Source organism: Cognatiyoonia sp. IB215182, from assembly GCF_033963905.1.
Classification (GTDB): domain Bacteria; phylum Pseudomonadota; class Alphaproteobacteria; order Rhodobacterales; family Rhodobacteraceae; genus Yoonia.
This window is the reverse complement of the sequence record NZ_JAXBMB010000006.1, coordinates 304,677-328,715: the sequence shown is the minus strand read 5'-3', so window position 1 is coordinate 328,715 and position 24,039 is coordinate 304,677. Positions and strand designations below refer to the sequence as shown.

The 24,039-nt window shown below is 59.2% G+C and carries 30 protein-coding genes and 4 tRNA genes; 11 read left to right on the top strand and 23 right to left on the bottom strand.

The window, feature by feature from the left end; translation table 11 throughout:
* Positions 1 to 86: 86 nt before the first annotated feature.
* From SLH47_RS14570 to SLH47_RS14560, 3 genes are read right to left on the bottom strand one after another with little or no spacing between them, the layout of a single operon-like run.
* Positions 87 to 1,172 (bottom strand): ABC transporter ATP-binding protein, encoded by a 1,086-nt coding sequence (locus tag SLH47_RS14570; protein WP_320240276.1) that lies wholly within the window; start codon positions 1,170 to 1,172, stop codon positions 87 to 89.
* Positions 1,169 to 1,969 (bottom strand): ABC transporter permease, encoded by an 801-nt coding sequence (locus SLH47_RS14565; RefSeq protein ID WP_320240275.1) that lies wholly within the window; start codon positions 1,967 to 1,969, stop codon positions 1,169 to 1,171. Before SLH47_RS14565 ends, SLH47_RS14570 begins: the two co-directional genes overlap by 4 nt.
* Positions 1,966 to 2,838 (bottom strand): ABC transporter permease, encoded by an 873-nt coding sequence (locus SLH47_RS14560; protein ID WP_320240274.1) that lies wholly within the window; start codon positions 2,836 to 2,838, stop codon positions 1,966 to 1,968. The genes SLH47_RS14565 and SLH47_RS14560 overlap by 4 nt, the downstream gene beginning before the upstream one ends.
* A 376-nt stretch (positions 2,839 to 3,214) precedes the next feature.
* On the opposite strand from SLH47_RS14560, the gene SLH47_RS14555 reads away from it, so the two are divergent.
* Positions 3,215 to 4,477 (top strand): hypothetical protein, encoded by a 1,263-nt coding sequence (locus tag SLH47_RS14555; protein WP_320240273.1) that lies wholly within the window; start codon positions 3,215 to 3,217, stop codon positions 4,475 to 4,477.
* Positions 4,478 to 4,534: 57 nt separating this feature from the next.
* Here the strand turns inward: SLH47_RS14555 and rpsI are convergent, their stop codons facing one another.
* From rpsI to SLH47_RS14540, 3 genes are all read right to left on the bottom strand, one after another.
* Positions 4,535 to 5,032 carry a 30S ribosomal protein S9 gene (gene rpsI / locus SLH47_RS14550; RefSeq protein ID WP_320240272.1) on the bottom strand — a complete coding sequence of 166 codons (498 nt, stop codon included), beginning with the start codon at positions 5,030 to 5,032 and terminating at the stop codon, positions 4,535 to 4,537.
* Complete coding sequence (gene rplM, locus SLH47_RS14545) at positions 5,032 to 5,493, bottom strand: 50S ribosomal protein L13 (protein ID WP_320240271.1); 462 nt, start codon at positions 5,491 to 5,493, stop codon at positions 5,032 to 5,034. Before rplM ends, rpsI begins: the two co-directional genes overlap by 1 nt.
* A gap of 146 nt (positions 5,494 to 5,639) precedes the next feature.
* Positions 5,640 to 7,064, bottom strand: coding sequence for a PLP-dependent aminotransferase family protein (locus SLH47_RS14540; protein WP_320240270.1), 1,425 nt, complete (start codon positions 7,062 to 7,064; stop codon positions 5,640 to 5,642).
* A gap of 85 nt (positions 7,065 to 7,149) precedes the next feature.
* Between SLH47_RS14540 and SLH47_RS14535 the strand changes: the two genes are divergently transcribed.
* Positions 7,150 to 7,377, top strand: coding sequence for a DUF1127 domain-containing protein (locus SLH47_RS14535; RefSeq protein WP_320240269.1), 228 nt, complete (start codon positions 7,150 to 7,152; stop codon positions 7,375 to 7,377).
* 49 nt (positions 7,378 to 7,426) lie between these two features.
* Here the strand turns inward: SLH47_RS14535 and SLH47_RS14530 are convergent, their stop codons facing one another.
* Positions 7,427 to 7,846 (bottom strand): PaaI family thioesterase, encoded by a 420-nt coding sequence (locus tag SLH47_RS14530; protein WP_320240268.1) that lies wholly within the window; start codon positions 7,844 to 7,846, stop codon positions 7,427 to 7,429.
* Between SLH47_RS14530 and SLH47_RS14525 the strand changes: the two genes are divergently transcribed.
* Positions 7,814 to 8,677: an enoyl-CoA hydratase gene (locus SLH47_RS14525; RefSeq protein WP_320240379.1), complete on the top strand. Its 864-nt coding sequence runs from the start codon at positions 7,814 to 7,816 to the stop codon at positions 8,675 to 8,677. The two genes, SLH47_RS14530 and SLH47_RS14525, sit on opposite strands and share 33 nt — an antisense overlap.
* 69 nt (positions 8,678 to 8,746) lie before the next feature.
* Here SLH47_RS14525 and SLH47_RS14520 read toward each other — a convergent pair whose 3' ends face one another.
* The 3 genes from SLH47_RS14520 to SLH47_RS14510 all read right to left on the bottom strand — a co-directional run bounded on the left by SLH47_RS14520 (position 8,747) and on the right by SLH47_RS14510 (position 12,174).
* The gene (locus SLH47_RS14520; protein WP_320240267.1) at positions 8,747 to 10,216 is read right to left on the bottom strand and encodes a carboxypeptidase M32; all 1,470 of its coding nucleotides are present in this window, start codon (positions 10,214 to 10,216) and stop codon (positions 8,747 to 8,749) included.
* The gene (gene ctaA / locus SLH47_RS14515; RefSeq protein ID WP_320240266.1) at positions 10,217 to 11,353 is read right to left on the bottom strand and encodes a heme A synthase; all 1,137 of its coding nucleotides are present in this window, start codon (positions 11,351 to 11,353) and stop codon (positions 10,217 to 10,219) included.
* 80 nt (positions 11,354 to 11,433) lie between these two features.
* Positions 11,434 to 12,174, bottom strand: coding sequence for an RNA methyltransferase (locus SLH47_RS14510; RefSeq protein ID WP_320240265.1), 741 nt, complete (start codon positions 12,172 to 12,174; stop codon positions 11,434 to 11,436).
* Positions 12,175 to 12,301: 127 nt separating this feature from the next.
* On the opposite strand from SLH47_RS14510, the gene SLH47_RS14505 reads away from it, so the two are divergent.
* Positions 12,302 to 12,928, top strand: coding sequence for a thiamine phosphate synthase (locus SLH47_RS14505; RefSeq protein ID WP_320240264.1), 627 nt, complete (start codon positions 12,302 to 12,304; stop codon positions 12,926 to 12,928).
* 2 nt (positions 12,929 to 12,930) lie between these two features.
* Positions 12,931 to 13,494, top strand: a complete 564-nt coding sequence (locus SLH47_RS14500; protein WP_320240263.1) for a hypothetical protein — start codon at positions 12,931 to 12,933, stop codon at positions 13,492 to 13,494.
* Here SLH47_RS14500 and SLH47_RS14495 read toward each other — a convergent pair.
* The 3 genes from SLH47_RS14495 to SLH47_RS14485 form a co-directional block, all read right to left on the bottom strand.
* Positions 13,491 to 14,318, bottom strand: a complete 828-nt coding sequence (locus SLH47_RS14495) for a lysophospholipid acyltransferase family protein (RefSeq protein WP_320240262.1) — start codon at positions 14,316 to 14,318, stop codon at positions 13,491 to 13,493. The genes SLH47_RS14500 and SLH47_RS14495 overlap by 4 nt on opposite strands.
* Positions 14,311 to 15,096, bottom strand: coding sequence for a GNAT family N-acetyltransferase (locus SLH47_RS14490; protein WP_320240261.1), 786 nt, complete (start codon positions 15,094 to 15,096; stop codon positions 14,311 to 14,313). Before SLH47_RS14490 ends, SLH47_RS14495 begins: the two co-directional genes overlap by 8 nt.
* Positions 15,097 to 15,216: 120 nt before the next feature.
* Positions 15,217 to 15,399: a DUF3553 domain-containing protein gene (locus SLH47_RS14485; RefSeq protein WP_320240260.1), complete on the bottom strand. Its 183-nt coding sequence runs from the start codon at positions 15,397 to 15,399 to the stop codon at positions 15,217 to 15,219.
* Positions 15,400 to 15,429: 30 nt separating this feature from the next.
* Here SLH47_RS14485 and SLH47_RS14480 point away from each other — a divergent pair, with 30 nt between their 5' ends.
* A complete protein-coding gene (locus tag SLH47_RS14480; protein ID WP_320240259.1) occupies positions 15,430 to 16,020 on the top strand; it encodes a histidine phosphotransferase family protein in 591 nt (196 codons plus the stop codon).
* On the opposite strand, the gene SLH47_RS14475 is transcribed toward SLH47_RS14480, so the two are convergent.
* From SLH47_RS14475 to obgE, 3 genes are read right to left on the bottom strand one after another with little or no spacing between them, the layout of a single operon-like run.
* On the bottom strand, positions 16,017 to 17,273 hold the full coding sequence (locus tag SLH47_RS14475) for a glutamate-5-semialdehyde dehydrogenase (RefSeq protein WP_320240258.1): 1,257 nt from the start codon (positions 17,271 to 17,273) through the stop codon (positions 16,017 to 16,019). The genes SLH47_RS14480 and SLH47_RS14475 overlap by 4 nt on opposite strands.
* Positions 17,274 to 17,282: 9 nt before the next feature.
* Positions 17,283 to 18,389, bottom strand: a complete 1,107-nt coding sequence (proB, locus tag SLH47_RS14470) for a glutamate 5-kinase (RefSeq protein ID WP_320240257.1) — start codon at positions 18,387 to 18,389, stop codon at positions 17,283 to 17,285.
* Entirely contained in the window at positions 18,377 to 19,423 is a 1,047-nt protein-coding gene (gene obgE, locus SLH47_RS14465) for a GTPase ObgE (protein ID WP_320240256.1), read from the bottom strand. The genes proB and obgE overlap by 13 nt, the downstream gene beginning before the upstream one ends.
* A 221-nt stretch (positions 19,424 to 19,644) precedes the next feature.
* Between obgE and SLH47_RS14460 the strand changes: the two genes are divergently transcribed.
* The 4 genes from SLH47_RS14460 to SLH47_RS14445 all read left to right on the top strand — a co-directional run bounded on the left by SLH47_RS14460 (position 19,645) and on the right by SLH47_RS14445 (position 19,985).
* Positions 19,645 to 19,730 (top strand) — tRNA-Tyr (locus SLH47_RS14460).
* Positions 19,731 to 19,739: 9 nt separating this feature from the next.
* Positions 19,740 to 19,817, top strand: a tRNA-Leu gene (locus SLH47_RS14455).
* 7 nt (positions 19,818 to 19,824) lie between these two features.
* A tRNA-Leu gene (locus SLH47_RS14450) sits at positions 19,825 to 19,901 on the top strand.
* 7 nt (positions 19,902 to 19,908) lie between these two features.
* Positions 19,909 to 19,985: transfer RNA gene (locus SLH47_RS14445), tRNA-Leu, on the top strand.
* Between the two features lie 145 nt (positions 19,986 to 20,130).
* Here the strand turns inward: SLH47_RS14445 and SLH47_RS14440 are convergent.
* The 5 genes from SLH47_RS14440 to SLH47_RS14420 all read right to left on the bottom strand — a co-directional run bounded on the left by SLH47_RS14440 (position 20,131) and on the right by SLH47_RS14420 (position 22,757).
* Positions 20,131 to 20,616: a GNAT family N-acetyltransferase gene (locus SLH47_RS14440; RefSeq protein ID WP_320240255.1), complete on the bottom strand. Its 486-nt coding sequence runs from the start codon at positions 20,614 to 20,616 to the stop codon at positions 20,131 to 20,133.
* Entirely contained in the window at positions 20,609 to 21,124 is a 516-nt protein-coding gene (locus tag SLH47_RS14435) for a GNAT family N-acetyltransferase (RefSeq protein ID WP_320240254.1), read from the bottom strand. The genes SLH47_RS14440 and SLH47_RS14435 overlap by 8 nt, the downstream gene beginning before the upstream one ends.
* Entirely contained in the window at positions 21,124 to 21,663 is a 540-nt protein-coding gene (locus tag SLH47_RS14430; protein ID WP_320240253.1) for a GNAT family N-acetyltransferase, read from the bottom strand. The genes SLH47_RS14435 and SLH47_RS14430 overlap by 1 nt, the downstream gene beginning before the upstream one ends.
* A gap of 131 nt (positions 21,664 to 21,794) precedes the next feature.
* Positions 21,795 to 22,064 (bottom strand): 50S ribosomal protein L27, encoded by a 270-nt coding sequence (gene rpmA, locus SLH47_RS14425; protein WP_320240252.1) that lies wholly within the window; start codon positions 22,062 to 22,064, stop codon positions 21,795 to 21,797.
* Positions 22,065 to 22,076: 12 nt separating this feature from the next.
* Positions 22,077 to 22,757 carry a 50S ribosomal protein L21 gene (locus SLH47_RS14420; RefSeq protein WP_320240251.1) on the bottom strand — a complete coding sequence of 227 codons (681 nt, stop codon included), beginning with the start codon at positions 22,755 to 22,757 and terminating at the stop codon, positions 22,077 to 22,079.
* Positions 22,758 to 22,932: 175 nt separating this feature from the next.
* Here SLH47_RS14420 and SLH47_RS14415 point away from each other — a divergent pair, with 175 nt between their 5' ends.
* The gene (locus tag SLH47_RS14415; RefSeq protein ID WP_320240250.1) at positions 22,933 to 23,280 is read left to right on the top strand and encodes a hypothetical protein; all 348 of its coding nucleotides are present in this window, start codon (positions 22,933 to 22,935) and stop codon (positions 23,278 to 23,280) included.
* A gap of 12 nt (positions 23,281 to 23,292) precedes the next feature.
* On the opposite strand, the gene SLH47_RS14410 is transcribed toward SLH47_RS14415, so the two are convergent.
* Complete coding sequence (locus SLH47_RS14410) at positions 23,293 to 23,562, bottom strand: hypothetical protein (RefSeq protein ID WP_320240249.1); 270 nt, start codon at positions 23,560 to 23,562, stop codon at positions 23,293 to 23,295.
* Positions 23,563 to 23,596: 34 nt separating this feature from the next.
* Positions 23,597 to 24,001, bottom strand: a complete 405-nt coding sequence (locus SLH47_RS14405; RefSeq protein ID WP_320240248.1) for a hypothetical protein — start codon at positions 23,999 to 24,001, stop codon at positions 23,597 to 23,599.
* Positions 24,002 to 24,039: the final 38 nt, after the last annotated feature.

The window sequence follows — 24,039 nt, the reverse complement described above, 5'->3', positions numbered from 1 at the left end:
GCTTCGTTGACATGACGTTACAAGCGCGCCGATCTGCCCGATGGTGGCGCTTGCCTCAGGACAAACAGCAACCTGTGCGCATTCGGTCACTTCAGCAACACCAAAGACCGTTCATCCCAGATCACCTGCGCAGGCGCGCCCACATCGAGCACCGGCTGCCCGATGATGTTCTTCATCGCGATGTTGAGCGGCCTCTCGACCCCGGCAATCCGCACGTCGTAATAGGTCATGTCGCCGTAGTAGACGACCTCATCAACAACCCCTTCCGCCAACTTCCGGTCGGTGGTCTCGCCCTCAAAGAGAATGCCCAAAGTCTCAGGCCTGATCCCCACGACAGCAGCGCCGGTCTCGCGCACCTCTGGCGATTGTTCCGGCGTGATCTGCAAGCCACCCAGCCCCTGAACCTGCAGAGAGATGGTGTCACCCATCGCCGTCACATCTGCCTCCAGAAAATTCATCTTGCCAATGAATTCAGCCACTTGCCGGTTGCGCGGACGGCGATAAAGTGTCTCGGCATCCGCCAATTGCCCGATGCGGCCTTCGAACATCACAGCAATCCGGTCAGACATCACCAGCGCCTCTTCCTGATCATGTGTGACCAGAATGAAGGTGATCCCCACATGGCGCTGCAGGCGCATCAGTTCCACCTGCATCTGCTCGCGCATCTTCTTGTCGAGCGCCGAAAGCGGCTCATCCAATAGCAACACTTTGGGTTTCAGGATCAGCGCGCGGGCCAGCGCGACACGCTGCCGCTGGCCACCGGACAGCGCATGGGCGGCGCGCCCGCCATAGCCATCCAGCCCCACCATATCCAGCGCGTCATCAACTAGCACCTGCTTGGCCTGCCTGTTCAGGTCGGACCGCTTGCGCAGGCCAAAGGCCACATTCTCCTCCACGCTCAGATGCGGAAAAATGGCATACGACTGAAAGACCATATTGGTCGGCCGCAGGTTCGCGGGCACCCCCGCCATATCCTTACCACCGATGGCCACTAACCCGCTGGAAACGCTCTCAAAACCGGCAATCGTCCGCAAGAGCGTGGTCTTGCCGCAGCCCGACGGGCCGAGCAGCGAAAAGAACTCTCCTTCGTCAATCGTGAGGTCAATATCGCGCAGCGCGTGGTAGTCGCCGTAATACTTGTTGACGCTTTCCAGCGTGATCAGAGAGGTCAAAGAAAGCCCCCTTTATCCGCGACACCCGCGCGCGCCAGGCCGCGGCGGCGCAGGATTTCTGCGATTGTGAGCAACAGGATAGAAAGCGCAACAAGGATTGTCCCAAGCGCCATGACCACCGGCAATGAGGCCGGAAAGCGCAAAAGCCCCCAGATATAGACGGGCATCGTCGGGCTGACGCCGGACAGGAAAAACGCGATGATGAACTCATCGAGGGAAATCGTGAAGGCGATCAGCATCGATGAAATGATCCCCGGCATCACCAGCGGCAAGGTGACGGACCGGAACGCGCCAAACCGGGTCTCACCCAGATCCATCGCCGCCTCTTCCATGGACGGGTCCAAATATTGAAAGGCGCCGTTGAGGATCGCGATGCTGAACGGCGTGCAGATCAACACGTGCGCCGCAATGATCGTCCAGTTCGACAGGCCCAGATCAAAGATCTGCACCACGACCACGAGCAGAGAGACCGCCACGATTATCTCCGGCAAAACAAGCGGCAACATGATGAAGCCCATGATGCCGGCCTTCAGCGGGAAATTGGCCATCGCCCCCGCGCGGGCGGCGCAGATGCCCAGCAAGGTCGACAGGATCGCCGTCATCACCGCGATGAAGACCGAGTTGCCAACGGCGGTGTGCAAGGCGGTGTTCGTCCACAATTCGGAGAACCAGTTCGTGGTGAAGCCGCTCAGCGGGAAGGCGATAATCGTCGCATCATTGAACGCAAAGATCGGCAGCAAAGCGATTGGTGCGTAAAGGAAAATCAGGTAGGCAATGGCGTAGAACCGCAAGCTCATGACCGCCCCCGCAGCCAACGGCGATTGAGCAACACAAAGACCAGCGCAATCGCAGAGACACAGACCATCGCGACGATGGCAAGGGCTGCCCCAAGAGGCGCGTTGTTCAAGGCCAGAAACTGGGTCTGGATCATATTGGCGATCAGCTTGCCACCCGCTCCACCCATCAGTTCAGGCGTCACGTAATCGCCGATGGTCGGGATGAACACGATCAACACCGCCGCAACGACACCTGGCATCGCCAGGGGCAATGTGACCCGAAAGAACGTCATCACCCGGTTCTCGCCAAGGTCCTGCGCCGCCTCCAAGAGCGACCGGTCAATCTTTTCCAGGGCCACAAAAATCGGCAGGATCGCAAAGGGGGCGAAAGCATGCGCCAACGTGATGATCACCGCATTGACGTTATAAAGGATAAAGGTCAGCGGTTCTTCAATCAGGCCGATATTGATCAGCCCGGTATTGATCACGCCATTAAAGCCCAGGATCACCTTCCACAGAAAAACGCGGATCAGATAGGACGTCCAGAACGGGATCGTAATGAGGAACAGCCACAGCGATTTGCGTTCCGGGCGCACATGGAAGGACACATAATAAGCCACTGGAAAGGCGAGCAAAACCGTCACGGCCGTCACACAGGCCGAGACATAAAGCGACCGCTTTAGTAGCGTGCCATAAATCGGCTGGGTGGCGATCTCGCGGTAATTATCCAGCGTGAATGTCGTATCGACAGTCATGAAGTCCTGCGTCCAGAAACTGAACAGGAAGATCGCCGCCAGCGGAAAGGCTAAAAGCAGCAGCGCATAAAGAAACGGCGGGCTGATCATCAGCGCGCTGCGTCCGCCCTCACTGGATACTATTCGCTGCCACATCGCAAAGAGCTTTGTCGCAGCCTCATCAAAGTGCAATCCCCATTCGCGCTATTTGCGCCGGTCAGGAATACCTTGCCCGGCATTGTTTTGACGCTGGGCACAGTTTGTGTTAATTTTTAGTCATTATTTCTAAAGTGCTTAAGCGATCCACACGATTTTAGTCGAGGGTTTCTATGTTTATTTCAACGATCAAACAGTGCCTCGTTGCACTGATCACATTCATCTTTTTGACCGTGCCCGTCGCGGCCCAACAAGCCCCCCAAGGCTCATGCGTACTGCCAAGCGGACAATGGTGCTGGCCGGTCGTCGTGGTCAATAAGGGCCAGATCTGCCGCTGCACGCTACCACAGGGACCCGTCCAGGGCGTGATGCAGTAATGGCCTATCTTTCGCGAAAGACGGAAAGCAGCCTGGACAAATTGAGGCGCGAAAGCACGCATGTGCGGGATTATCTTCTGCGGATCGAAGGGCAGGATTGTCTGGCTTTGGTCAGCGCGTTGCGCCCTTTTGACAACAAACCTTTCGATTACGAGGATGAAGGCAAAAACCAGACCTTCACCGATGACGAGGTCAACGAACTCAGCCGCGCGTTTCAAGAGGCTTATGACAATGCGCTGGCAACCGTCGATACCTATACGCTGAATGAGGTGCTGAGCGGCCGTTCACCCCATCGCAGCAAGCACCACACCCTCAGCAGTCCGCTATTGGCAATCATCGGCTTTGTCCTCGTGGTTGGGGCCTTTCATTTCTCGTATTGGTCGAACCGGGCGACCTTCGTGATTCAAGAGGCGCAGGAATTCGTCAAATTCGACCATTTCGGCGCGATGATGCAGTTGGTCGAGCTTGAAAACTACTTTGCCCAATCCGCAGGGGCCACGCCAAACGGCGATCTGGAACCGCAGCTTGTCTATCTTGAGCAGTTCTCGGCGCTGAAAACGCAATATCACAGCGAGGAACTGCTGCCGCAGCGCATGCATGAACTGCGCGAAGACTTTAACCCCATCACCAAATGGCGAAACGCCGCGCAAGACCGCTATTGCGGGACGGACAGCGCATGGGTCCCTTTCCTCGCCTGTCCTGAAATCAGTGATATCCAGACGGTGCACATGCGGACCGATACGCTCCCGGATGATCCAGCAGGCGCGCTTGAGGGCGGCCCAGTCGACAGCAGCTTCCGCGAAAGCCTGTCGCAAATTGCCCGGATTGAACTTGCCACGATGCAGGCTGCGGGCCGCGAGGCAAGTAGCACCTATGCGCAATCGCGCTATTCAGTGATCGCCCGCATGCAGGAATTGCAAGAGCGGCTGAACATCGTCCACCTCTGGGCGCTACCGATCATCTATGGCGCGTTGGGCTCGATCGTCTATTGCATGTGGCGGATTCTGAACACGAATGTCTCGGCCCTTAGCCTGAGCTATTCGGTGTTACGCACCGTGTTTGCTGGCCTCGCAGCGCTGACCTTTTCGATGCTGCTTGTGCCGTCCAACATCCTGACGCTCACCGTCGACCTGAACAGACCGCTGATCTATTTGCTATCTTTCATCTTCGGCTATTCGATTGAGGCCTTCGTGAACACGCTGAACATGATCAACACCTATGCCAGCGCCAACTTGCAGGCCCGCAAGCGCAAGACCAGCTGAACGCAAAAAAAAGGGCGGCCCAGTCGGACCGCCCTTCGACAAAACCGTGAAAAATTCTTAACGCTTCGAGAACTGGAAGCTCTTCCGCGCTTTGGCCTTACCGTATTTCTTCCGCTCAACCACGCGGCTGTCGCGGGTCAGGAAGCCCGCGGCTTTCAGCGCGGGACGCAGCGACGGATCATAAAGCTGCAGCGCTTTGGACACACCGTGCTTGACCGCACCGGCCTGACCGGAGAGACCACCGCCTTTGACCGTGGCCACCACGTCAAACTGACCGGTGACACCGGCAACAGTGAAAGGCTGTGCAAGGATCATCTGCAGCACAGGACGCGCGAAGTATGCGTTCATGTCCTTCCCGTTCACGGTCACCTTACCGGAACCCGGCTTAATCCAGACACGGGCAACCGCATCCTTCCGCTTGCCGGTCGCGTAAGAGCGGCCCAGCTCATCACGGACGGGCTCGCGCGGTGTAGCGGTCTCAATAACAGCTTCGACAGCTTCAACACCTTCGGCAACCTGGCCGAGCTCTTCGAGCGAGTTCACTTGATCGGCCATTATGCGCTCCTCGTGTTTTTCTTGTTCATGGATTTGACGTCGAGCACTTCGGGCTTCTGGGCGTCCATCCCATGTTCGGCACCAGCAAAGACACGCAGATGGGTCATCTGCTGACGGCTCAGCTTGCCTCCGGGCAGCATGCGCTGAACGGCCTTCATCACAACGCGCTCAGGATGCGCGCCTTCCAGGATTTCCGCCTTGGTCTTGGACTTAATCCCGCCGGGATGGCCGGTGTGCCAGTAGTATTTCTCATCACGCTTGTTGCCGGTCATCTGGACCTTTTCTGCGTTGATGACGATCACGTTGTCGCCCATATCCATGTGCGGCGTGAAGGATGGTTTGTGCTTGCCGCGCAAGCGCATGGCGATGATCGAGGCAAGACGGCCCAGAACCACGCCCTCGGCGTCGATCAGGATCCATTTCTTGTCGATATCCGCCGGAGTTGCGGTAAAGGTCTTCATGTCTCACCAATATCGTTGGGGCGGCACCGGGCCGCATTCATTCGGATTGCGGCGTTATAAAGGGGCGCAAGATACAGTCAAGCGCAACATGCCGTGATAAATTAAGCAAAAACAATGCTTTACAATTTAGGTATTATTTTACCCCATCACACAGCCAATCTTTCCGGCGGGTTGTCCAACAAATCACGCAGGACCTGTAGCGCATCCAGAAAACGACTGTGCGGCACACGTCCGTTCACCGCAACCCGCACCGAATGAACGGATCTGCCGTCGCGCAAGGAAAAGTCCTCGGCTGATTTCACCAGAACGCCCGCGGCTTCGGCAGCCTGACAGAACTCGCCCGCCCGCCATCCGCCCGGGAGGTCGAGCCAGAAGAACGGCACGTCCTCTGACCAGTTCATCCGGTAACGGCCCAGCACATTGACCGCAGCGCGGATATCCTGCCTGATCCGCGCCCTGATCTGCCCCGTCACCTGATCCAGCATCGGTTGCGCCATGATATGCGCATAGACATCTGTCACCAACCGACTGACGCCAAATGACCCAAAGGTCGCCGTGCGCATAAGCGCCCCGGCCCAGCCGTTTGGCGCAATTGCGAAGCCGATCCGCAATGCCGCCGTGATGGATTTCGAAGGCGACGTCACATACCAGCCCAGTTCGGGCAACAGCATCCGATAGCTCGGGCCTGTATAGGCCGTTCCCATCAGCCGGTAGCAATCATCATCCAGCACATGCACGCCATAGCGTTCCGCCACCCGTGCAATCTCTTGCCGGCGCGTCGCAGATGTTGACAGCACGGTCGGGTTGCAAACCTCTGCCGAGGTGCAAAAGACCTGTATCCCCTTTTCCTTGATCGCCATTGCGAGCGCATCCGGACGCGGCCCCTGATCATCCCACGGGATGCCGACAAGCGCCGCGCGGCTGACCAGCGCGGCAGAACGGAAGCCGCCATAGCTGAGCTCATCAACCGCAACCAGCGGGTTGGGGCCGCGCAACAGGCTTTGCAAGATCATGATGATCCCGTTTTGGCCGCCATGTGACGTGACCACATCATCCAATGTGAACACCCCAACCTGATCGGGGCTGAGCATCTTGGCAAACGCCAACCGCGCGGGCACATCACTGTCGCGGCTGGGATAGCCCAACAACGCCTCGGCATCAGTCTCATTCGCAACAGCATGCATGGCGTCACGGATCAGCGCGGCCTGCCCCATTTCCGGCATTTTCGGGCTGAGCAGATGGGCGCGGGCATGCATTTCATAAACCGGGTCATGCATGACCGGCGTGCCGGGCACGACCGGTTGTGGTGCGCGCTGCCCACCGGCCACAAAGGTACCGCGGCCCACCCCCGCCTCCAACCGCCCTTCATCGATCAAGAGCTTGTAGGCGCGCGCCACGGTGCCCGGCGTCATGCCAACCTGAAAGGCAAGTTCGCGCACCGGCGGTAGCTTGTGCCCGGCGGGCATTTGACCCGATACAATGCCTTCGCGAATGGCCTTGGCCAGCGCTTTGTACTTCGATTTCCCGGCGCGCTGCAGGTCCTCTTCCCATTTTGTACCCGATACAATCATTTCATAGACCCACAGCTACCGCTTTTGTATCAATATACCGTAGCATACCGCTACATTGTGTCAATACAATTTGAGGAGTAGTCCGATGTCACACGCGCTCCACCCCGCGCAAATCCAGGTTCTGAACGCCCAGGCGACACTTCCCGTCGTCGCCGGTCTTGCAGTGCGTCTGGCGGTGGTGGTTGTGAAGTGGGACATGCGCCGCAAAAGCCGCCGCGCGCTCAAACGGCTCGGCCCGCATCTGCTCCGCGATATCGGTCTGGATCACGCCACTGCCCAAGCAGAGGCGTCCAAACCGTTCTGGCAGGATTAATCCCCTCCTGCCTTCTTCCTGACTGGGCCGGAGCATTCCGGCCCTTTTTTCATTTCGGTGGGATCGAATAGGTCAGCGACGCCCGAGCAACGGGCTGGACCACGCCTTCGCTGTAAAGCATCGCATCCCCGACGGCCAAAACCCGGCCCAATTTCAGAAGACGCGTCTCGCAGATCATGTCAGCACTCGCCGCAGGTTTGCGCATGAAATCGATAGAGCAATTTGTGGTCACAGCCAGCGCGACCGGGCCAATCCGCGCAAGAATGGCCAGATACATTCCTACATCCGCCAGCGCGAACATGGACGGTCCCGACACGGTGCCACCGGGGCGCAAGTGCCGCTGCGCCACCTGAAGCCGCACCCGCACACCCTCCTCGGTCAACTCTTCGATGATAAAATCATCGCCCAGTTGCGGAAATTCGTTTGAGACGAAGGCCTGCAAAGCGGGGATGTCCATCTTTGGTTCCATTGTAAGCCGCTCCCCCTTAACCTCGCGTCAAATCAGCAGAGAAGAGCGCCCATGACAATCCTTGCCCGCAATGACGCAGCGTCGATCGCAACCCTGACACTGAACGCCCCTGATCGGCTGAACGCGCTGTCGGACGCGATGCTGGCAGCGTTACAAACCACATTTGACGCGATTGCGGACGATCCGACGGTGCGCGTCGTTATTCTGAAAGGCGCGGGCAAGTCCTTCTGCGCCGGGCATGATCTGAAAGAGATGCAAAACGGACGACAGGCCGAAGATGGGGGTGCGGCCTATTTCAAGGATCTCTTCGACCGCTGTGCCGTGATGATGCAAACGATCCAGAAGATGCCGCAGCCGGTAATCGCGCAGGTCCACGGAATTGCAACCGCTGCTGGCTGCCAGCTGGTCGCGACTTGCGATCTGGCCGTGGCCTCCGATGATACGCGCTTTGGCGTGAATGGGGTGAATATCGGGCTGTTCTGCTCCACCCCCATGGTGGCGCTTACCCGCAACACTCACCGCAAAGCGGCGTTCGAGATGCTAACAACGGGCCGTTTCATCAATGCCCGCGAGGCGCAAGAGCTTGGCCTGATCAACCGCGCCGTTCATGCTGACGCCCTGGCGCGTGAGACGACGGAATTGGCGCAGGCGATTGCGGGCAAGCTGCCCAGTGCCGTGAAAATCGGCAAACAGGCCTTCTATGAGCAGGCTCAGATGACCACAAAGGAAGCTTACGCCTATACGGGCAACGTGATGGTGCAGAACATGCTGGACGCCAACACCAATGAAGGGATCAACGCGTTCCTCGAAAAGCGCGACCCCGACTGGTAACTTCTCATGTTTTCAAATACCTCCGCCGGAGGCACTAAAAATGTCGTGCGGCGCAGCCGCACCTTTGTGTCATAGCCCGTAAATCTCGCCAAACTTGGTGTCGAGATAATCGAGCAACGGCCCCTCACTCGGTTCTGCACCTGTCGCATGGATGATCGTCTCCACCGGCATCCGCAGCCCGCCATATTGCTGCAGATTCTCGCGCAGCCATCCGGTCGCCGCTGACGTGTCACCCTTGGCAAAGTCCGCATCCAGATCAGGCAGCGCTTTACGCAAAGCGTCATGCAGACAACCCGCATAGACATTGCCAAGCGTGTAGGTCGGGAAATAGCCAAAAAGCCCCTCAGACCAATGCACATCCTGCAGGACGCCGTTTGAGGGTTTGTCGACCGCATAGCCGAAATCGGCCTTGAACCGGTCATTCCACGCGGCCTCAAGATCGCCTACCTGCAGATCACCCGCCATCAGCGCACGCTCTAGATCGAAGCGCAGCAGCACATGCAGGTTATACTGCACCTCATCGGCCTCGGTCCGGATAAAGCCGTCATGCACACGGTTCACGGTCGCATAAAACGCGTCTTCATCCGCGATCCCGAAATCCCCGAATGTGTCGCACATCTGACCGTAGAGCCAGCCTGTGAACGCGCGGCTGCGCGCCAACTGGTTCTCGTAAATCCGGCTCTGGCTTTCATGCACGCCCATCGACACGCCCCGTCCCAGCGGGGTCAGAAGATGAGTGTCATCGATCCCCTGCTCATAGGCGGCATGGCCAACCTCATGCACGGTCGAATAGAAGCAGTTGAATGGGTCCTCGGCTGCAGTCCGCGTTGTGATCCGCACATCCAGACCGGAACCTGACGAGAAAGGATGCACAGCCTTGTCGATCCGCCCATTCGTCAGGCTGTAGCCGAAGGCGAGCGCGAGCTTCTCGGAAATCGCAAGCTGCCCCGCCTCGTCAAATGTCCCCGACAGCGACGCGGGCGCAGGTTTTTCCAGGATCGCGGCGCGCAAAGTCACAAGTCGTGGCCGCAGAGCGTCGAACATCGCCGCAAGACTGGCCCCGGTTGCGCCGGGCTCGTAATTCTCAAGCAGCGCATCGTATGGGTCAGTATCCCCGGCAATCGCTGCCGCCTCTTCCTTGCGCAGGTCGAGCACCTTTTGCAGCATCGGCAGAAACGCCGCCACATCCTCATCTGCGCGCGCCTGCGCCCAGACCCGATGGGCGAGCGAGGTTGTTTTGGCCAGTTCCGCCGCCAACCGCGCGGGCACCTTCGAGGTGCGTTCAAAATCTCGCTTGATTTCCCGTAGGTTAGCGCGCGCAATGTCATCCTCAGGCTCGGCCTTGGCGAGCCACTCACCTACTTGCGGATCAATGCGGCGGGCATGCAGCACATGCGCCATCGCCGCATGTTCCTCGGCCCGTTGGGGTGTTGCGCCTTCCGGCATCATCGTTTCTTGATCCCAGCCGAGGCGGCCTGCGATTTGACCCAGTGCCTCTGTCTCGCGCTGGAACGCCATAAGCTCTTGATATGCGGTCATTTACGTGCCTCGGATGGATTGCGGGATGGGATATTGCGCGAGGAAACGGGCGCGCAGTACGAGCGCCCACAGGATCACCGCACCCAGTTGATGGACAATCGCGATCTGCCAGGGGGCGGAATAGATGACCGTGACGATCCCGATGATCATCTGCAAAAACATCATCGCCATCATGGCATTAAAGGCAAAGCGGGTCTGTCCATTCGCCGACTTCCGGGCGCGCAGCCAGACGCCGATGGCGACGAGGAACAAGAGGTATCCGGCCATGCGGTGCATGAATTGTACGAGGCCGTCATCCTCAAAGAAGTTTCGCCAAATCGGCTGCAAATCAAAGGGTTGCGGTGGGAAGAAGCTACCCGCCATTAGCGGCCAATCGGGGTATGCGCGGCCGGCGTCAATCCCGGCGACCAGCGCGCCGAGCAAGATTTGCAGGAAGGTGAGAACGATCAGGATAGAACCGAGGCGCGCAAGCCGGACATCGCCGTTGCGGCGCGCTTGCAAGAGGTCGCCTTGGCTGCGTCCGAGTTGGTAGATATACCAGGCAATGAAGCCAAATATCACAAAGGCGACACCCAGATGGGTCGCCAGCCGGTAGGAGGCGACATCGAGCATCCCCTCCTCAAGACCAGAGGCGACCATCCACCAGCCGATGAAGCCTTGCAACCCACCAAGAGCACCGAGCAAAAGCAGCTTGGGCGTCCAGCCGGTGGGGATTTTGCGCGCCACCAGAAAGCCCACGAAACCCAGCGCCCAGACGAGGCCGATAAAGCGCCCAAGCTGCCGGTGACCCCACTCCCACCAGTAGATGACCTTGAACTCGGCCATCGTCATCCCTTTGTTTTGCAACTGATATTCGGGGATGGCGCGGTATTTTTCAAACTCGGCATCCCATTCCGCTGCTGACATCGGGGGCAGCGCGCCGGTGACGGGTTTCCACTCGGTGATCGACAATCCGCTATCGGTCAGGCGCGTCAGGCCGCCCACGACGATCATCACGACCACCAGACCAAAAAGCGCCATGAGCCAGAGCCTGATGCCCTGCCGCGCTCCGCCTGATTTCGCGTCGATCGCACCCGGTGCGGCGGTTTGTTTGGGGGTGTCGCCAACCTCTTCGAAAATGCTGCGTTTGTTGGCCATTACGAACCTTCATCTTTGTCGCGCGGAACCTATGCGCGCCGGGCGTCACCTGCAAGCGTCAGGGTGACGCGGAACGCGCGCTAGCCGCAATCCTTCCAGCGCACCATCTGCCGCATGATCCCGTGCAGCACCTGCACATCCGCGCGGGTCAGCGGCATGCGGGACCAAAGGTTGCGCAGGTTGGTCTTCATATTGGCCGCTTTGTGGTCGGGGAAGAAAAAGCCTGCCTGGTCGAGCGTCTCTTCGTAATGCTGGCTGAGCTTTTCAATCTCGATCTGTTCGGCCCAATCGCCCGCCGCATCCACATGGGCTGGCCGGGCAGGCACCGACGCACGGCGCCATTCATAACCGGTCAGCAGGACACATTGGGCGAGGTTCAGCGACGGGAAATCCAGGTTCACCGGCACCGAGATGATCGCATTGGCCCGCGCGATGTCGTCGTTTTCCATGCCGGACCGTTCCGGCCCGAACATGACTGCGACTTTGCGACCTTCGGCGATCATCGCGCGCGCCTCGTCCATGGCGGCCTCTGGCGTCAGCACCGGTTTGGTCAGCCCGCGGGGGCGTGCTGTTGTCGCATAGACGTAATCGCAATCGGCGATGGCTGCAGGTGTGTCATCAAAGATCTGCGCCTCGTCGAGGAGCCGCCCTGCCCCGCTGGCCATCGCGACCGCCTTTTGGTTGGGCCATCCGTCGCGCGGCGCGATGATGCGCATCCGGTCGAGCCCGAAATTCCACATGCCCCGCGCGGCAGCACCGATGTTTTCGCCCATTTGCGGGCGGATCAGGACAAAGGCGGGTTGCGGGTCGGGGCTGGGCATCGGCATTCTCATCTGACGGTCGCGGCCTGATACGCCGCACCCCGCGCAGAGGCAAGCACCCCATGGCCAAGCCGTGTGATCCCCGCTAGAACCCTTTCACCAAAGAAGAAATACGAAAGACACGCTCATGTCGGACGACCAGGACACGCCGCAGATTTACCTGATCACCCCTTCGGAATTTGATCTGTCGCGGTTTCCGGCGCAGCTGGCCGCCTGCCTTGATCAGGTCCCGGTGGCATGCGTGCGGCTGGCACTGGGAACCAAGGATGACGCACGCATTGTCAAAGCCGCTGACGCGCTGCGCGAGGTGACCCACGCGCGGGACGTCCCGCTCGTGATCGACAGTCATATCCTGATGGTCGAGCGGCTGGGCCTTGACGGGGTGCATCTGCCGGACGGCGCGCGCTCTGTCCGGCAGGTTCGGAAGGATCTGGGTGAGGACGCAATTGTGGGCAGCTATTGCGGCAATTCGCGCCATGACGGGATGACGGCTGGGGAATTGGGCGCTGATTATGTGAGCTTTGGCCCGGTTGGCGTCACTGCGCTGGGTGACGGGCGGCAGGCGGAACTTGAGCTTTTTGAATGGTGGTCGATGATGATCGAAGTGCCCGTGGTCGCCGAAGGTGCGCTTGATCAAGTTCTAATCCGCACGCTCGCCCCGCATACGGATTTCTTTGGGATCGGGCAGGAGATTTGGGGCGCTGATGATGCGGCTGCGACATTGCTTGAGATGCATGCCGCGATGGGTGGCTAGACATGTCGGCTGACACCGACTTGCTGCGGCACGGCGCGATCACGCTTTTTCATAAAGAGGATGTTTACCAGCGCGCGATAGAAGATCTGGCAATACTTGGATACGAGTTGCTGAATTGGCATTTTCGGGACTGGACGCAATTTTGCGCGCGTGTCAGCGACGATCTGCGATTGGAGGAAAGCTTTGGCTACACGCCCTGGACGGGCAACATGGATGCGCTCAACGACGCGCTTGCTTTGCAGCCGTTTTCGCGGACGGACAGGTGTGTGATTGGGCTGCCGGACTATGACGCAGTGGACGCCGGGTTGAACGGCCAGGGCTGGCATGTTCTTGACCTTATCGAGCGGCATAGTCGCGATTACCTCGTGTCCGGTAAGCGGTTGATTGGGCTCGTTTTGACGCAAAAAGAGGACGGCATGTTTCCGGCGCTTGGCGGCAGAGCCCCTGCGTTGAACGCGCGGGAAAAGCCCGAAAGCGTTAGCGGAGCTTTTGATAGTTTTTGCGTCGACAACGCTGACTTTCATGCACGTGGGCGACACCCAAAGAACACGCCGAAGCGGCGTTAGACCGGTGCGCTTGCCAGCCCATCCCGCACCGCCTCTTCTGTTGCTTTGGCGAGCGTTTTGCGATCTTCGAAATCGCTAACCTTCACGGGTGCGTGGTAGGTCACGCTGACCTTGCCCTGGCGCGGAGCGGCGAGGGTGCTGAGGAGGTGTGGGCCGAAATCCATGTCGCCCCACCAGCCGTAAAACCGGGGGTCCGCGCCGGGCGGGGCTGTGTAGTTGACGGTGACAGGCTGGATCTGGAGCGTGTCGCGCAATGCGTCGTCAAAGAATGCGGCAAAGAGCGTTGGCTTGAAGGGCAGCACCTGCTGACCATCGGTGGAGGTGCCTTCGGGGAAGAAAAGCAGCTTGTGACCTGCTGCGAGCCTCTCGCGAAAGATGCTGATCTGGGTTGCGGCCTCGCGCCGGTCGCGGCGGATGAAGACGGTGCCGGTCGCGCGGGCGAGCCAGCCGATGCCGGGCCAGCCCGCGACCTCGGACTTGGAGACGAAATAGACCCGTTTGCGGGCGTTGAGCGCGAAAATGTCGAGCCAGGACGCGTGGTTGGCCACCACTGCACCGGGCCCTTGCATCGGTCTTCCAGTCACGCTGTACCGGATGCCCAAGACGATGAACGCTAAACGACAGACGACTTGGGTGATATGCGGTGTCACTGGGCGTCTTACGCCGCAAAGCGGCCGCTCAAAAAGACGGACAGCCAACAGAATGATAAGGCCACCAAAAACCAACACGCCAAGCGGAACAGCACGCGCAACGACCCGACACCAATCCATGAGGCCCAAGGGCGTCGGATCCGGGGCGTCGCCACCATACCATGTCTCAGCCACGACGCGGCTTTCCCCTCGCCAGACGCTCGCGTTGGCGCGCACTCACAGCGTGGATGGGCAGGATCAGGCAGACATCAATCGTGTTGAACGCGTGATCAACAAAAGCGCCTTCACCGACCATGCCACCCAGTCGTAGATAGGCCTTGATCAGTGCCGGCATATCACGCATTGCCCTCACTCGATCAATCGCATCGGGGGGGATCAGGTCCATCTTGCTTGCGGTCGGTCCAATCGCCTGCGCGCGCAAATGCTGCGGCGCGCGATAATGGTGATGTAGAAGGCTCAGTTGCTCAGCCTTGCTGTTCATATCTGTCCCGTGGAAAGAGGCAACGCCGAACAGAATTTCGATCTGATGTGCACTGACATAATCCGACAGCGCCCCCCAAAGAAGCATGAGGCCCGGGCCGCCCCGATAATCGCAATGCAAGCATGATCGACCGAGCTCCAGCAGACGCTTGCCGCCTGATTTGAGCACGCTGAGATTGTATTCGTCCTCGCAATAGAATTGTCCCGCAGCCTCCGCCCCCGATTGGGTGAGTAGCCGGTATACCCCCACCACATCCTGCCCCGGAGGCCGCGCCAGATCGCGCAGCATCAGGTGTTCGGCGTGATCGTCAAAGCGATCACGCTCCAGCCGGTCCGCATGATCCACATGCGGGCCCGTCCCACCCAGTTCAGCAACGAAGACATCGTATCGCAGACGCTGGATTTGCCGCAGATCATCCTCTGTCTTTGCAAGATCAACCTGTAAGGCGGTTGGTGTTTTTGTCGGGGTCATTTGCATTTGTGCAAGTGTTTACTTTTCCTCGGCGGCATTAACCAATTGCTAACCGTTGCATCACAAGCTCTGTTCTGTCCAAATTCTCATTTTTTGGTGTCGAACTACTTTGGGTTGTGTTTATTCTTCATATACCAAGACAAGCAGGATGCGTGATCCATCTATGACGACTTTACCCTCTTCACGAAAGTTCACGGTGATTTTCCCGCCGATGTTCGACTGGACTTGCCCGACGCCCCAATCGGCATGTTCCGGATGCCGCACAAGCATGCCCGGTTCGAGGATCGCGTTGATGTCCGACATGTCTTTTCCTTCACAAAAGGAGCCTCTTTCATGAGCCCCGATCTGGCCGCCCTTGTGGGTTCGCGTATTTGTCATGACCTTATCAGCCCTATCGGCGCGATCGGCAATGGTGTCGAGCTTTTGTCGCTGACGGACGGTGATACCGGCCCTGAAATGCAACTGATCAATGAAAGCGTGCAGAACGCCAATGCGCGGATCCGGTACTTTCGTATCGCTTATGGGGCGACCAGCGACGATCAGATGATCAGCCGCGCCGAAATCGTGTCGATCCTTGCCGCCACGGCGCGCGGCGGACGTTTTACCTATTTCTGGAATGTCGAAGGGGAACAGTCGCGGCGCTTGGTGCGTTGTGCGCTGCTTTTGATGCAATGCTTTGAAGCAGCCCTGCCCATGGGCGGCGACATCCATGTGGTGCAGGAAGGGGATCAGTGGCGGCTGAGTGCCGAGGGTCCGCGGCTGAGCGTCGATGGCGCTTTGTGGGACACGATGAGCCGCCCGGTCGTCGGTTACGAATACACCGCCGCGCAGGTGCAATTCGCGCTTATCCCGGGCGTCATGGCTGAGGCTGGCCGCAGACTGCGCCTGACCATGGACACTGACAAGCTGGTGGCCGTTTTTTAGGGCCGGATCGTCCCGTCGCCAGTGACCAGGTATTTGAAGCTGGTCAATTGCACCGCACCAACAGGTCCGCGTGCATGGAGTTTGCCGGTGGCAATGCCGATCTCGGCGCCCATGCCGAACTCGCCCCCATCCGCGAATTGGGTTGAGGCGTTGCGCATCAGGATGGCACTGTCGAGTTGACGGAAGAACTGATCGGCGATGTCGTCATTTTCGGTGATGATCGCATCGGTATGGTTGGAGCCGAAGTGCCTGATATGGGCAATCGCCTCACCCACGCCATCCACGACCTTGGCCGCGATGATCATGTCGAGGAATTCCTTGCCGAAATCGTCCGCCTTTGCGGGTGTTGAGCCCTTCAGGCTGCCATCGCTGCGCACTTCGACGCCCGCACTGATCAATGCTTCGCTCAGCACATCGCCGTAGCGGGCGTGAAAAGCGCGATCAACGAGCAATGTCTCGGCTGATCCACAGATACCCGTGCGCCGGGTTTTCGCGTTCAGCACAACGGCCTTCGCCTTTTCGAGGTCGGCGTCGCCATCCACATAGATGTGGCAGATGCCTTCGAGATGGGCAAAGACGGGGACGCGGGCCTCGCGTTGGACAAGGCCCACAAGGCCTTTGCCGCCACGGGGGACGATCACGTCGATATGGTCAGTCGCTTGCAACATGGCTGTCACGGCAGCGCGGTCCCGCGTTGGGATCAGTTGGATTGATGTCTCAGGTAGGCCAGCGGATTTCAGGCCGGTGACGAGGCAGGCATGGATGGCCTGGCTGGAATGAAAGCTTTCTGAACCGCCGCGCAGGATCACGGCGTTCCCGGATTTGAGGCAGAGTGCACCGGCATCTGCCGTCACATTGGGGCGGCTTTCGTAGATCACGCCGATGACGCCAATCGGCGTGCGTACGCGTCGAATGTGCAGGCCGCTGGGTTGTGTCCATTCCTCGGCGACTTCCCCGACAGGGTCGGTTTGGGCGGCAACGGCACGCAGGCCGTCCACGATACCCTGAATGCGACCCTCATCCAGCATCAGGCGGTCCATCATCGCGGGCGATAGACCCTTCTCCGCGCCAAAGGCGAGGTCTTCTTTATTCGCGGCGATGATGGTGGCGCGCTGTGCCCAGACTTCATCGGCGGCGGCGTTCAGCGCCTGCGCTTTGGCCTCTGCGCTGACGGTGGCCAAGACTGCGGCAGCCGCACGCGCATCGCTGCCGACTTTCGCCATCATCGTGCCGATTGTGTTTTGCTCGTTCATCGCGTCCTCCTACAGCACCATGTCGTCGCGGTGCACCAGTGCCGCGCGGCCTTCATAGCCCAGAATATCAACAATGTCAGCCGTGCGGCGGCCCATGATTTGACGCGCCTCCGCGCTGGTATAGCGGATCAGGCCCTGGCCAAGTTGCGCGCCTTCCGTATCGATGATCGCCACCAGATCGCCGCGCCCGAAACTGCCGTGGATCTGGGCAACCCCGGCAGGCAAAAGGCTTTTGCCGCGCCCCAGTGCATCTTTCGCGCCTGCATCAATCGTAATGGTGCCGCGCGGTTTCATCGATGCGATCCAGCGCTTACGCGCCGCCTGCGGGTCAGTCTGGGCAGCGAACCAGGTGGCTTTGGCCCCGTTTTCGAGCTTGCCCAGTGGGTAGAGCGCGGTGCCGAGTGCGATTGCCATCGCACATCCCGCCTCGGTCGCGATGCGGCCTGCGATGATCTTTGTGATCATGCCGCCTTTGGAGAGGCCTGAACCCGCATCACCCGCCATAGCCTCGATCTCGGCGGTGATTTTCTCAACGTGATCAATGTGTTTTGCGGCGCTGTTGATCTTTGGATTAGCGGTGTAGAGGCCGTCAACATCGGACAGCAGGATGAGTTGGTCGGCCCCCACCGTCACTGCAACTTGCGCCGCAAGCCGGTCATTGTCGCCATAGCGGATTTCGTCGGTGGCAATCGTGTCGTTTTCGTTGACGATGGGCGTCACACCAAGCCCAAGCATCGTCTCCATCGTCGCGCGGCTGTTGAGGTAACGGCGGCGATCCTCGGAATCCTCAAGCGTGACGAGGATTTGGCCGGTGGTGATGCCGTGAGGCGCCAGCGCCTCTTCGTAGGCACGGGCGAGCTGGATTTGGCCGACGGCGGCGGCGGCTTGTGATTGTTCCAGCGCCAGAGATGTAAGTGGCAGCCCCAAAACTCCCCGCCCGAGCGCGATGGATCCAGACGAGACGAGAATGACATCGGTCCCCCGCGCCTTGATCCGCGCCACATCGCTGGCAAGCGAGGTCAGCCAGTCCTGCCGCAGCTTGCCGGTCTCGGCATCGACCAGCAGGGCCGAGCCGATTTTGACAACAAGACGCTTGGCGTCGCTTAAGGCTGCCATGGCGCGTCGTCCTGTTCTTCTGCGGCCTCCTTGCGATGGCGCAGGCGGTCTTCGTCGATCTTTTCGCGTAGCGCGCGCAGCACATCCGGAATACCCTCGCGGCTGACGCCGGACATCTGCATGACAGGGCCATCTGCAACGGCGGCGATCTCCTCGGTCAGAAAGGCGCGTTCTTCGTCGTCGAGTGTGTCGATCTTGTTCAAGACGGTGATACGCGGCTTTTCGGCGAGCGCACCGCCATAGGCCTCAAGCTCTTCGATGATCGTGGTCAGATCGCCCGCCGGATCGCCGGAGGTGCCATCGATCAAATGCAGCAACACCGCACAGCGTTCGACATGGCCGAGGAAGGTATCGCCAAGGCCCCTGCCCTCAGATGCGCCCGCGATGAGGCCGGGGATGTCGGCAACGACGAATTCGACCTCGTCGATCCCGACAACACCAAGGTTGGGGATCAGCGTCGTGAAGGCGTGGTCGGCGACTTTGGGCCGGGCGTTCGAAGTTGCCGCCAGGAAGGTGGATTTGCCTGCGTTGGGCATGCCGAGAAGGCCCACATCTGCGATCAGCTTCAGGCGCAGCCAGATCGTGCGCTCAATCGCCTCCTGCCCTGGATTGGCGCGGCGCGGGGCCTGGTTGGTCGCGGTCTTGAAGCGCAGATTGCCCCAGCCGCCATTGCCGCCTTTGGCGATGATGATGCGTTGGCCCACTTCGGTGAGGTCGGCGATGACGGTTTCCTCATCCTCGTCGATGATCTCGGTGCCGACAGGCACGCGCAGCACCTTGTCGCCACCGTCCTTGCCGGTCCGCTGGCTGCCCATGCCGGCCTGGCCGTTGCCTGCGAAAAAGTGTTGCTGATAGCGGAAATCGATCAGCGTGTTCAGGCCTTCCACGGCCTCCACTACCACATCACCGCCCTTGCCGCCATCACCGCCATCCGGGCCGCCATATTCGATGTATTTCTCGCGCCGGAACGAGATACAGCCCGACCCACCGGCACCGGACCGAATATAGACCTTGGCAAGATCGAGGAATTTCATGTGGCTGGCTTTCTGCGGCTGTTCAGCGATGTGCGATACGCGATTGTTGTCAGGTTCTCAAGCGGACGCGGGTGAACCCGCGCAGAAACGTTCGGGACACCCGATAAATATCAGTTCCTGCATAATGCTGTTGACATCAAAGGATTGCTGAATATAAGCCGCCGTCATGAAACAGATCGCGACTTATCAATTGGAGTATCGCCTAACCCACTAAAATTTGTGGGACGGCTCTCCTATTGGCGAAGGTCGGAGACTGTAAATCTCTCGTGTAAAAGCTGTGCTGGTTCGAATCCAGCCTGTCCCACCAAACCACCATGCGGGTGTAGCCCAACTGGCAGGAGGCGCCTGATTCAGGATCAGGACAGTGTGGGTTCGAATCCCACCACCCGCACCAAACACTCGTCAGACTGGCGCAATCGGTAGACGCAGTACGTTGAGGGCGTATTTGTTCCGGGTTCGAGTCCCGGGTCTGACACCATAACTCAGCGTGTTTAGCCCAACTGGTAGAGGCATCGGACTTAAAATCCGAAAAGTCCCGGTTCGAATCCGGGGACACGCACCACAACGGTTCTTATAAATTCAGGCAACGAGGTCTTAAGTTTGAAACGTTTGCTGCTCTCCGCTGAACCAATACGTCCCAAAACAAGTTTTAGCGCGGTCGCTGCGACATTGAATTTACCACTCAAGACCGTTGACAGAACGCGCTCTCAAGGCTTCTCCCAATCGACACGGGTCAACCTCCGATGATGCACCAACACGGGAAAGCCCCGCGCCTTGCTGCGGATGTAAGCCGTCTGCCAGTGCAGGAAACCAAGTCTTTCAAGCAGCCGGGCGGAGGTGGGGTTGTCGTACCAGGTTGATCCGGTCAGATGATCGCGCTCACTCGTTTGAAACGCATGATCAACAGCCGTGCGAGCGGCATGGCGCATGATCCCCTGCCCGTGATGGGCGGGGTTGAGCATGTAGCCGAGATCGCCGTTTGTGACGCCAATTGAGCCGATCAGGCGATCATCCAGACAGACAGCCCAGATAAATCCGTCTCCCTCGTAGGGTTTGCAACGGCTGCGCGTGAAATCCGGGTCTGCGGGCCAGGGCCAGCCGCCGAGTTGGCGGGTGACGGACCAGTGCGACACCATTGCGTGCAGATCTTCAAAATCATCCGTGCGGATGTTGCGATGGGTCAGATCAGGCATCTTGGCTTGCCTCCCACCGGGCGCGGGTGAGTTCCATGCTGCGCCCCGGCACCTCTGCATCGCGGGCTTTGGAGAAATGGACATGCGGGCCGATATCAACAAAACCCAGCTTTGTCAGGACGTTGCGCGACGCCTCGTTTTCAACGAAGTGGCTCGAACCAACTGCCTCTGCGTCCGTGGACGCGAATTGGTGACCGACCACCGCACCAGCCGCCTCGGTCGCATAACCCTGCCCCCAGGCGTCCTGCGCCAGCCAGTAGCCGAGTTCCTTGTCGATGCTCATAACACCGACAAAGACCTCGCCACGCCAGATTGTCCTAGCAAGCATGCGGCCTGCCAGATTCTCACCGATAAACCATTCCGCATCCGCAAGGGTGTACGGGTACGGCACGACCGTCAGCCATTTGCTGATCTCGTAATTGTTCAGCTCCGCGGCCAATACAGGCGCATCCTCTTGCACCAATCCGCGCAAAAGGAGCCGCTCCGTCCGCAATGTCGGGACGGTCATCACCCCGTTTTGAGCGTATAGGTCCAGGTTGGCACCGTGGCATTGCGCGAGACGGAAAACGCCTCTGCATCACCAAGATAATCGAAGCCGCAATTGGTCAGCACGCGGGCCGAGCTTGGGTTGTCCTGAAACGCCTCGGCGAAGATGCGTTCGGCCTTGTGCGGGTTGGCTGCGATCAGGGTGCGCACCGCCTCGGTCGCGAAACCGGTGTTCCAGAAGGCGGGCGCGATCCAATAGAAGATCTCCGATTGCGCGCGGTCCATCCGCTCAAGGCTGATCAGCCCCAAGGCTTCGGCATGGCCGTGACCAGAGCCGTCGATGACCCAGACATCCTCTGTCCGGTCAGGCTGGCTCGCGCGTTCGATCATCGCCTCAACGGCACCGGGCGGCAGGGGATGCGGCATCGCACGGGTGCCACGGGCGACACGATCATCGCCTGCATACATCGCAATAAGACCCGCATCGGACTTGCGGCATGGACGCAGAATAAAGCGCGCTGCCTCGATCGTGTCCTGCACGGTGATATCCTCATGTCTCATTGCGTTCCCTCCTCGAAACCCACTTACCGACTTCGCCTCTTCCCTAGTCACAGATGGTGGCGAAACTATGAATAAAAAAGGGGACCGGTTTGCACCGATCCCCTCAAATGTTTGTTCTTGAGCTTTTCGGCTTATTCAGCGGCCTCCGCCACCGGGAGAACCGAAATAAAGGTGCGACCTTTGAGGCCCTTGTGAAACTTCACGGCGCCCTCGGCAGTTGCAAAGATCGTATGATCCTTGCCCATGCCCACGCCGGAGCCTGGCCACATCTTTGTGCCGCGCTGACGCAAAATGATGTTGCCTGGAACGACGGCTTCACCGCCGAATTTCTTCACGCCAAGGCGGCGACCGGCTGAGTCGCGCCCGTTACGGGATGAACCGCCTGCTTTTTTGTGTGCCATCGGTTGCTCTCCTTAACCCTTGGCCAGGTCTTTGGCCTGGTCGATCCAGCCTTCACGCTCGATCCGGCCTTTGAATGACAATTTCTCGTCCATAGCAGCTACATCGGCTTCGGTCCATGCTGCAATCTGGGCGAATGTGGTCACGCCTGCGTCATGCAGCTTTTTCTCCAAAGCGGGACCAACGCCGGACAGCTTTTTCAGATCGTCAGCGCCTTCTGCTTTCGCAGGGGCTGCTTTCTTCTCTGCCTTTGGCTTCTCGGCCTTGGGAGCTTCGGCTTTGGGTGCCTCAGCTTCTTTCTTTGGTGCCGCCTTCTTGGCAGGCTTTGCCGCAGGGGCTGCGACAACACCGGCACCAGAGACCGCTGCCATCACGCCGGATTTGTCCGCACCTTTTTCAAGGATGTCGGCAATCCGCACCAAGGTCAGTTGCTGGCGATGACCTTTCTTGCGCTGCGAGCTGTGCTTGCGGCGGCGCTTGACGAAGTTGATGGTCTTTTCGCCCTTGATCTGATCGATCACGTCAGCCTGCACGCCAGCACCTTCGACGAAGGGCGTGCCGACCGTGTTGCCGACCATCAGAATCTCGTTGAATTGGACTTTGTCGCCAGCTTGTGCTGCCAGCTTTTCGACACGCAGAACGTCGCCTGAAGCAACCTTGTACTGCTTGCCGCCGGTTTTCAGAACCGCAAACATGCTATTTTCCTTCATTTTCCGCGTCTCTTAGGCCCCGGATCGGTCCGGTGTTTGGTACCTGTGGACAGCGCGCCCTTGGGCGAGTTTTCGCAATGGTTCAGCAAACGGGTTGCTGAGATGGCGGCTTATGTGAGCAATATCGCTGCAAGTCAAGCCAAAAGAAGGTGGAACACCCATGCGACTTATCTATGCCGTTGCGTTCACGCTCGCCGCCTGTTCGCAGGAGGCCAGTCATCTGGGCAATCCGCTGCTGCTGTCGGTCTCGGGCGTTAGTACCGCGGTGGGCAATGCGGCGTACAATGAGCGGCGCGGACGTGTGGAAGTCATCGTCAAAAGCAATTTCGACGCCATCATTGCCGACATCAATGCAGGTGGCGGTCCGGTCCTGACCGAGGCGATGGATGCCGCCGGGATCCCCGCAGCTGACCGCCCTGCCCGCATCATCCAGCTGCAATCAGATCTTGGCCTTTATGCCGCCAATCCCGGCGCGCTGGTCGTGGCCTTGATGGTGTATGGCGGCTGAGTTCGGATCGCCTTAGCCGATCCCGAAGACGCGCGAAAAGGCCGTGCCAAGCTGGCCCAGAAAATCAATCCACTGCCAATCCGCATCCTCTGGGCGTGGGTAGTCTTGATATTGAAAGCCAAAGAAGGCGATCAAAAGCAACGAAAGACCGAGCGGTGTCCGTATCCTGTTTGGCAGAAACCAGGGGCGATCAGGCCCCCAGAATGTTCTGCTTTCAGACGCGCCGGTCAGCGGCAATAAACCCAAACCAAATATGATCGCAAAGTCAGCCCAGGTGGTCATATTGAGGCTCCGATGTTGCTACATCTTCTATGCGCTAGAACGATCCAACAGCCGAATCGCGCTGCGCCACGAGGTTCCAGAAGGCCTGCGATTTCGCGATATCATCCGCCAGGTCCTGCGGGATGCCGCGCGCGATCATGCGCTGGTAGAGCGTTTCGGGATAACCGGGGCTGACCGGTGGCACGCTGACGCGCGGATTGATATCCGCCTGCCGTCCACGCGCCACATCCGGACAATCCCGCGTTGGATTGCCATTGGCACTGCGTCCTTCGCTTTCCAATTTTTGAACTGCGGCAAAGTAGATCGCGCATTCGCTGATCACCAGCGCCTGTTGCGCCGGATCATCCAGCGGCAGGTTCGGGTCCCCTGTGATCGCCGGGGTCTGATCACATGCGGCAAGGATGGAGAGTGCCGCAGCGGCGGCAGTTAGTCGAAGCAAGGGAGGCGGTCCTTTCGTCAGCGGCTTTGGCGGCAGAA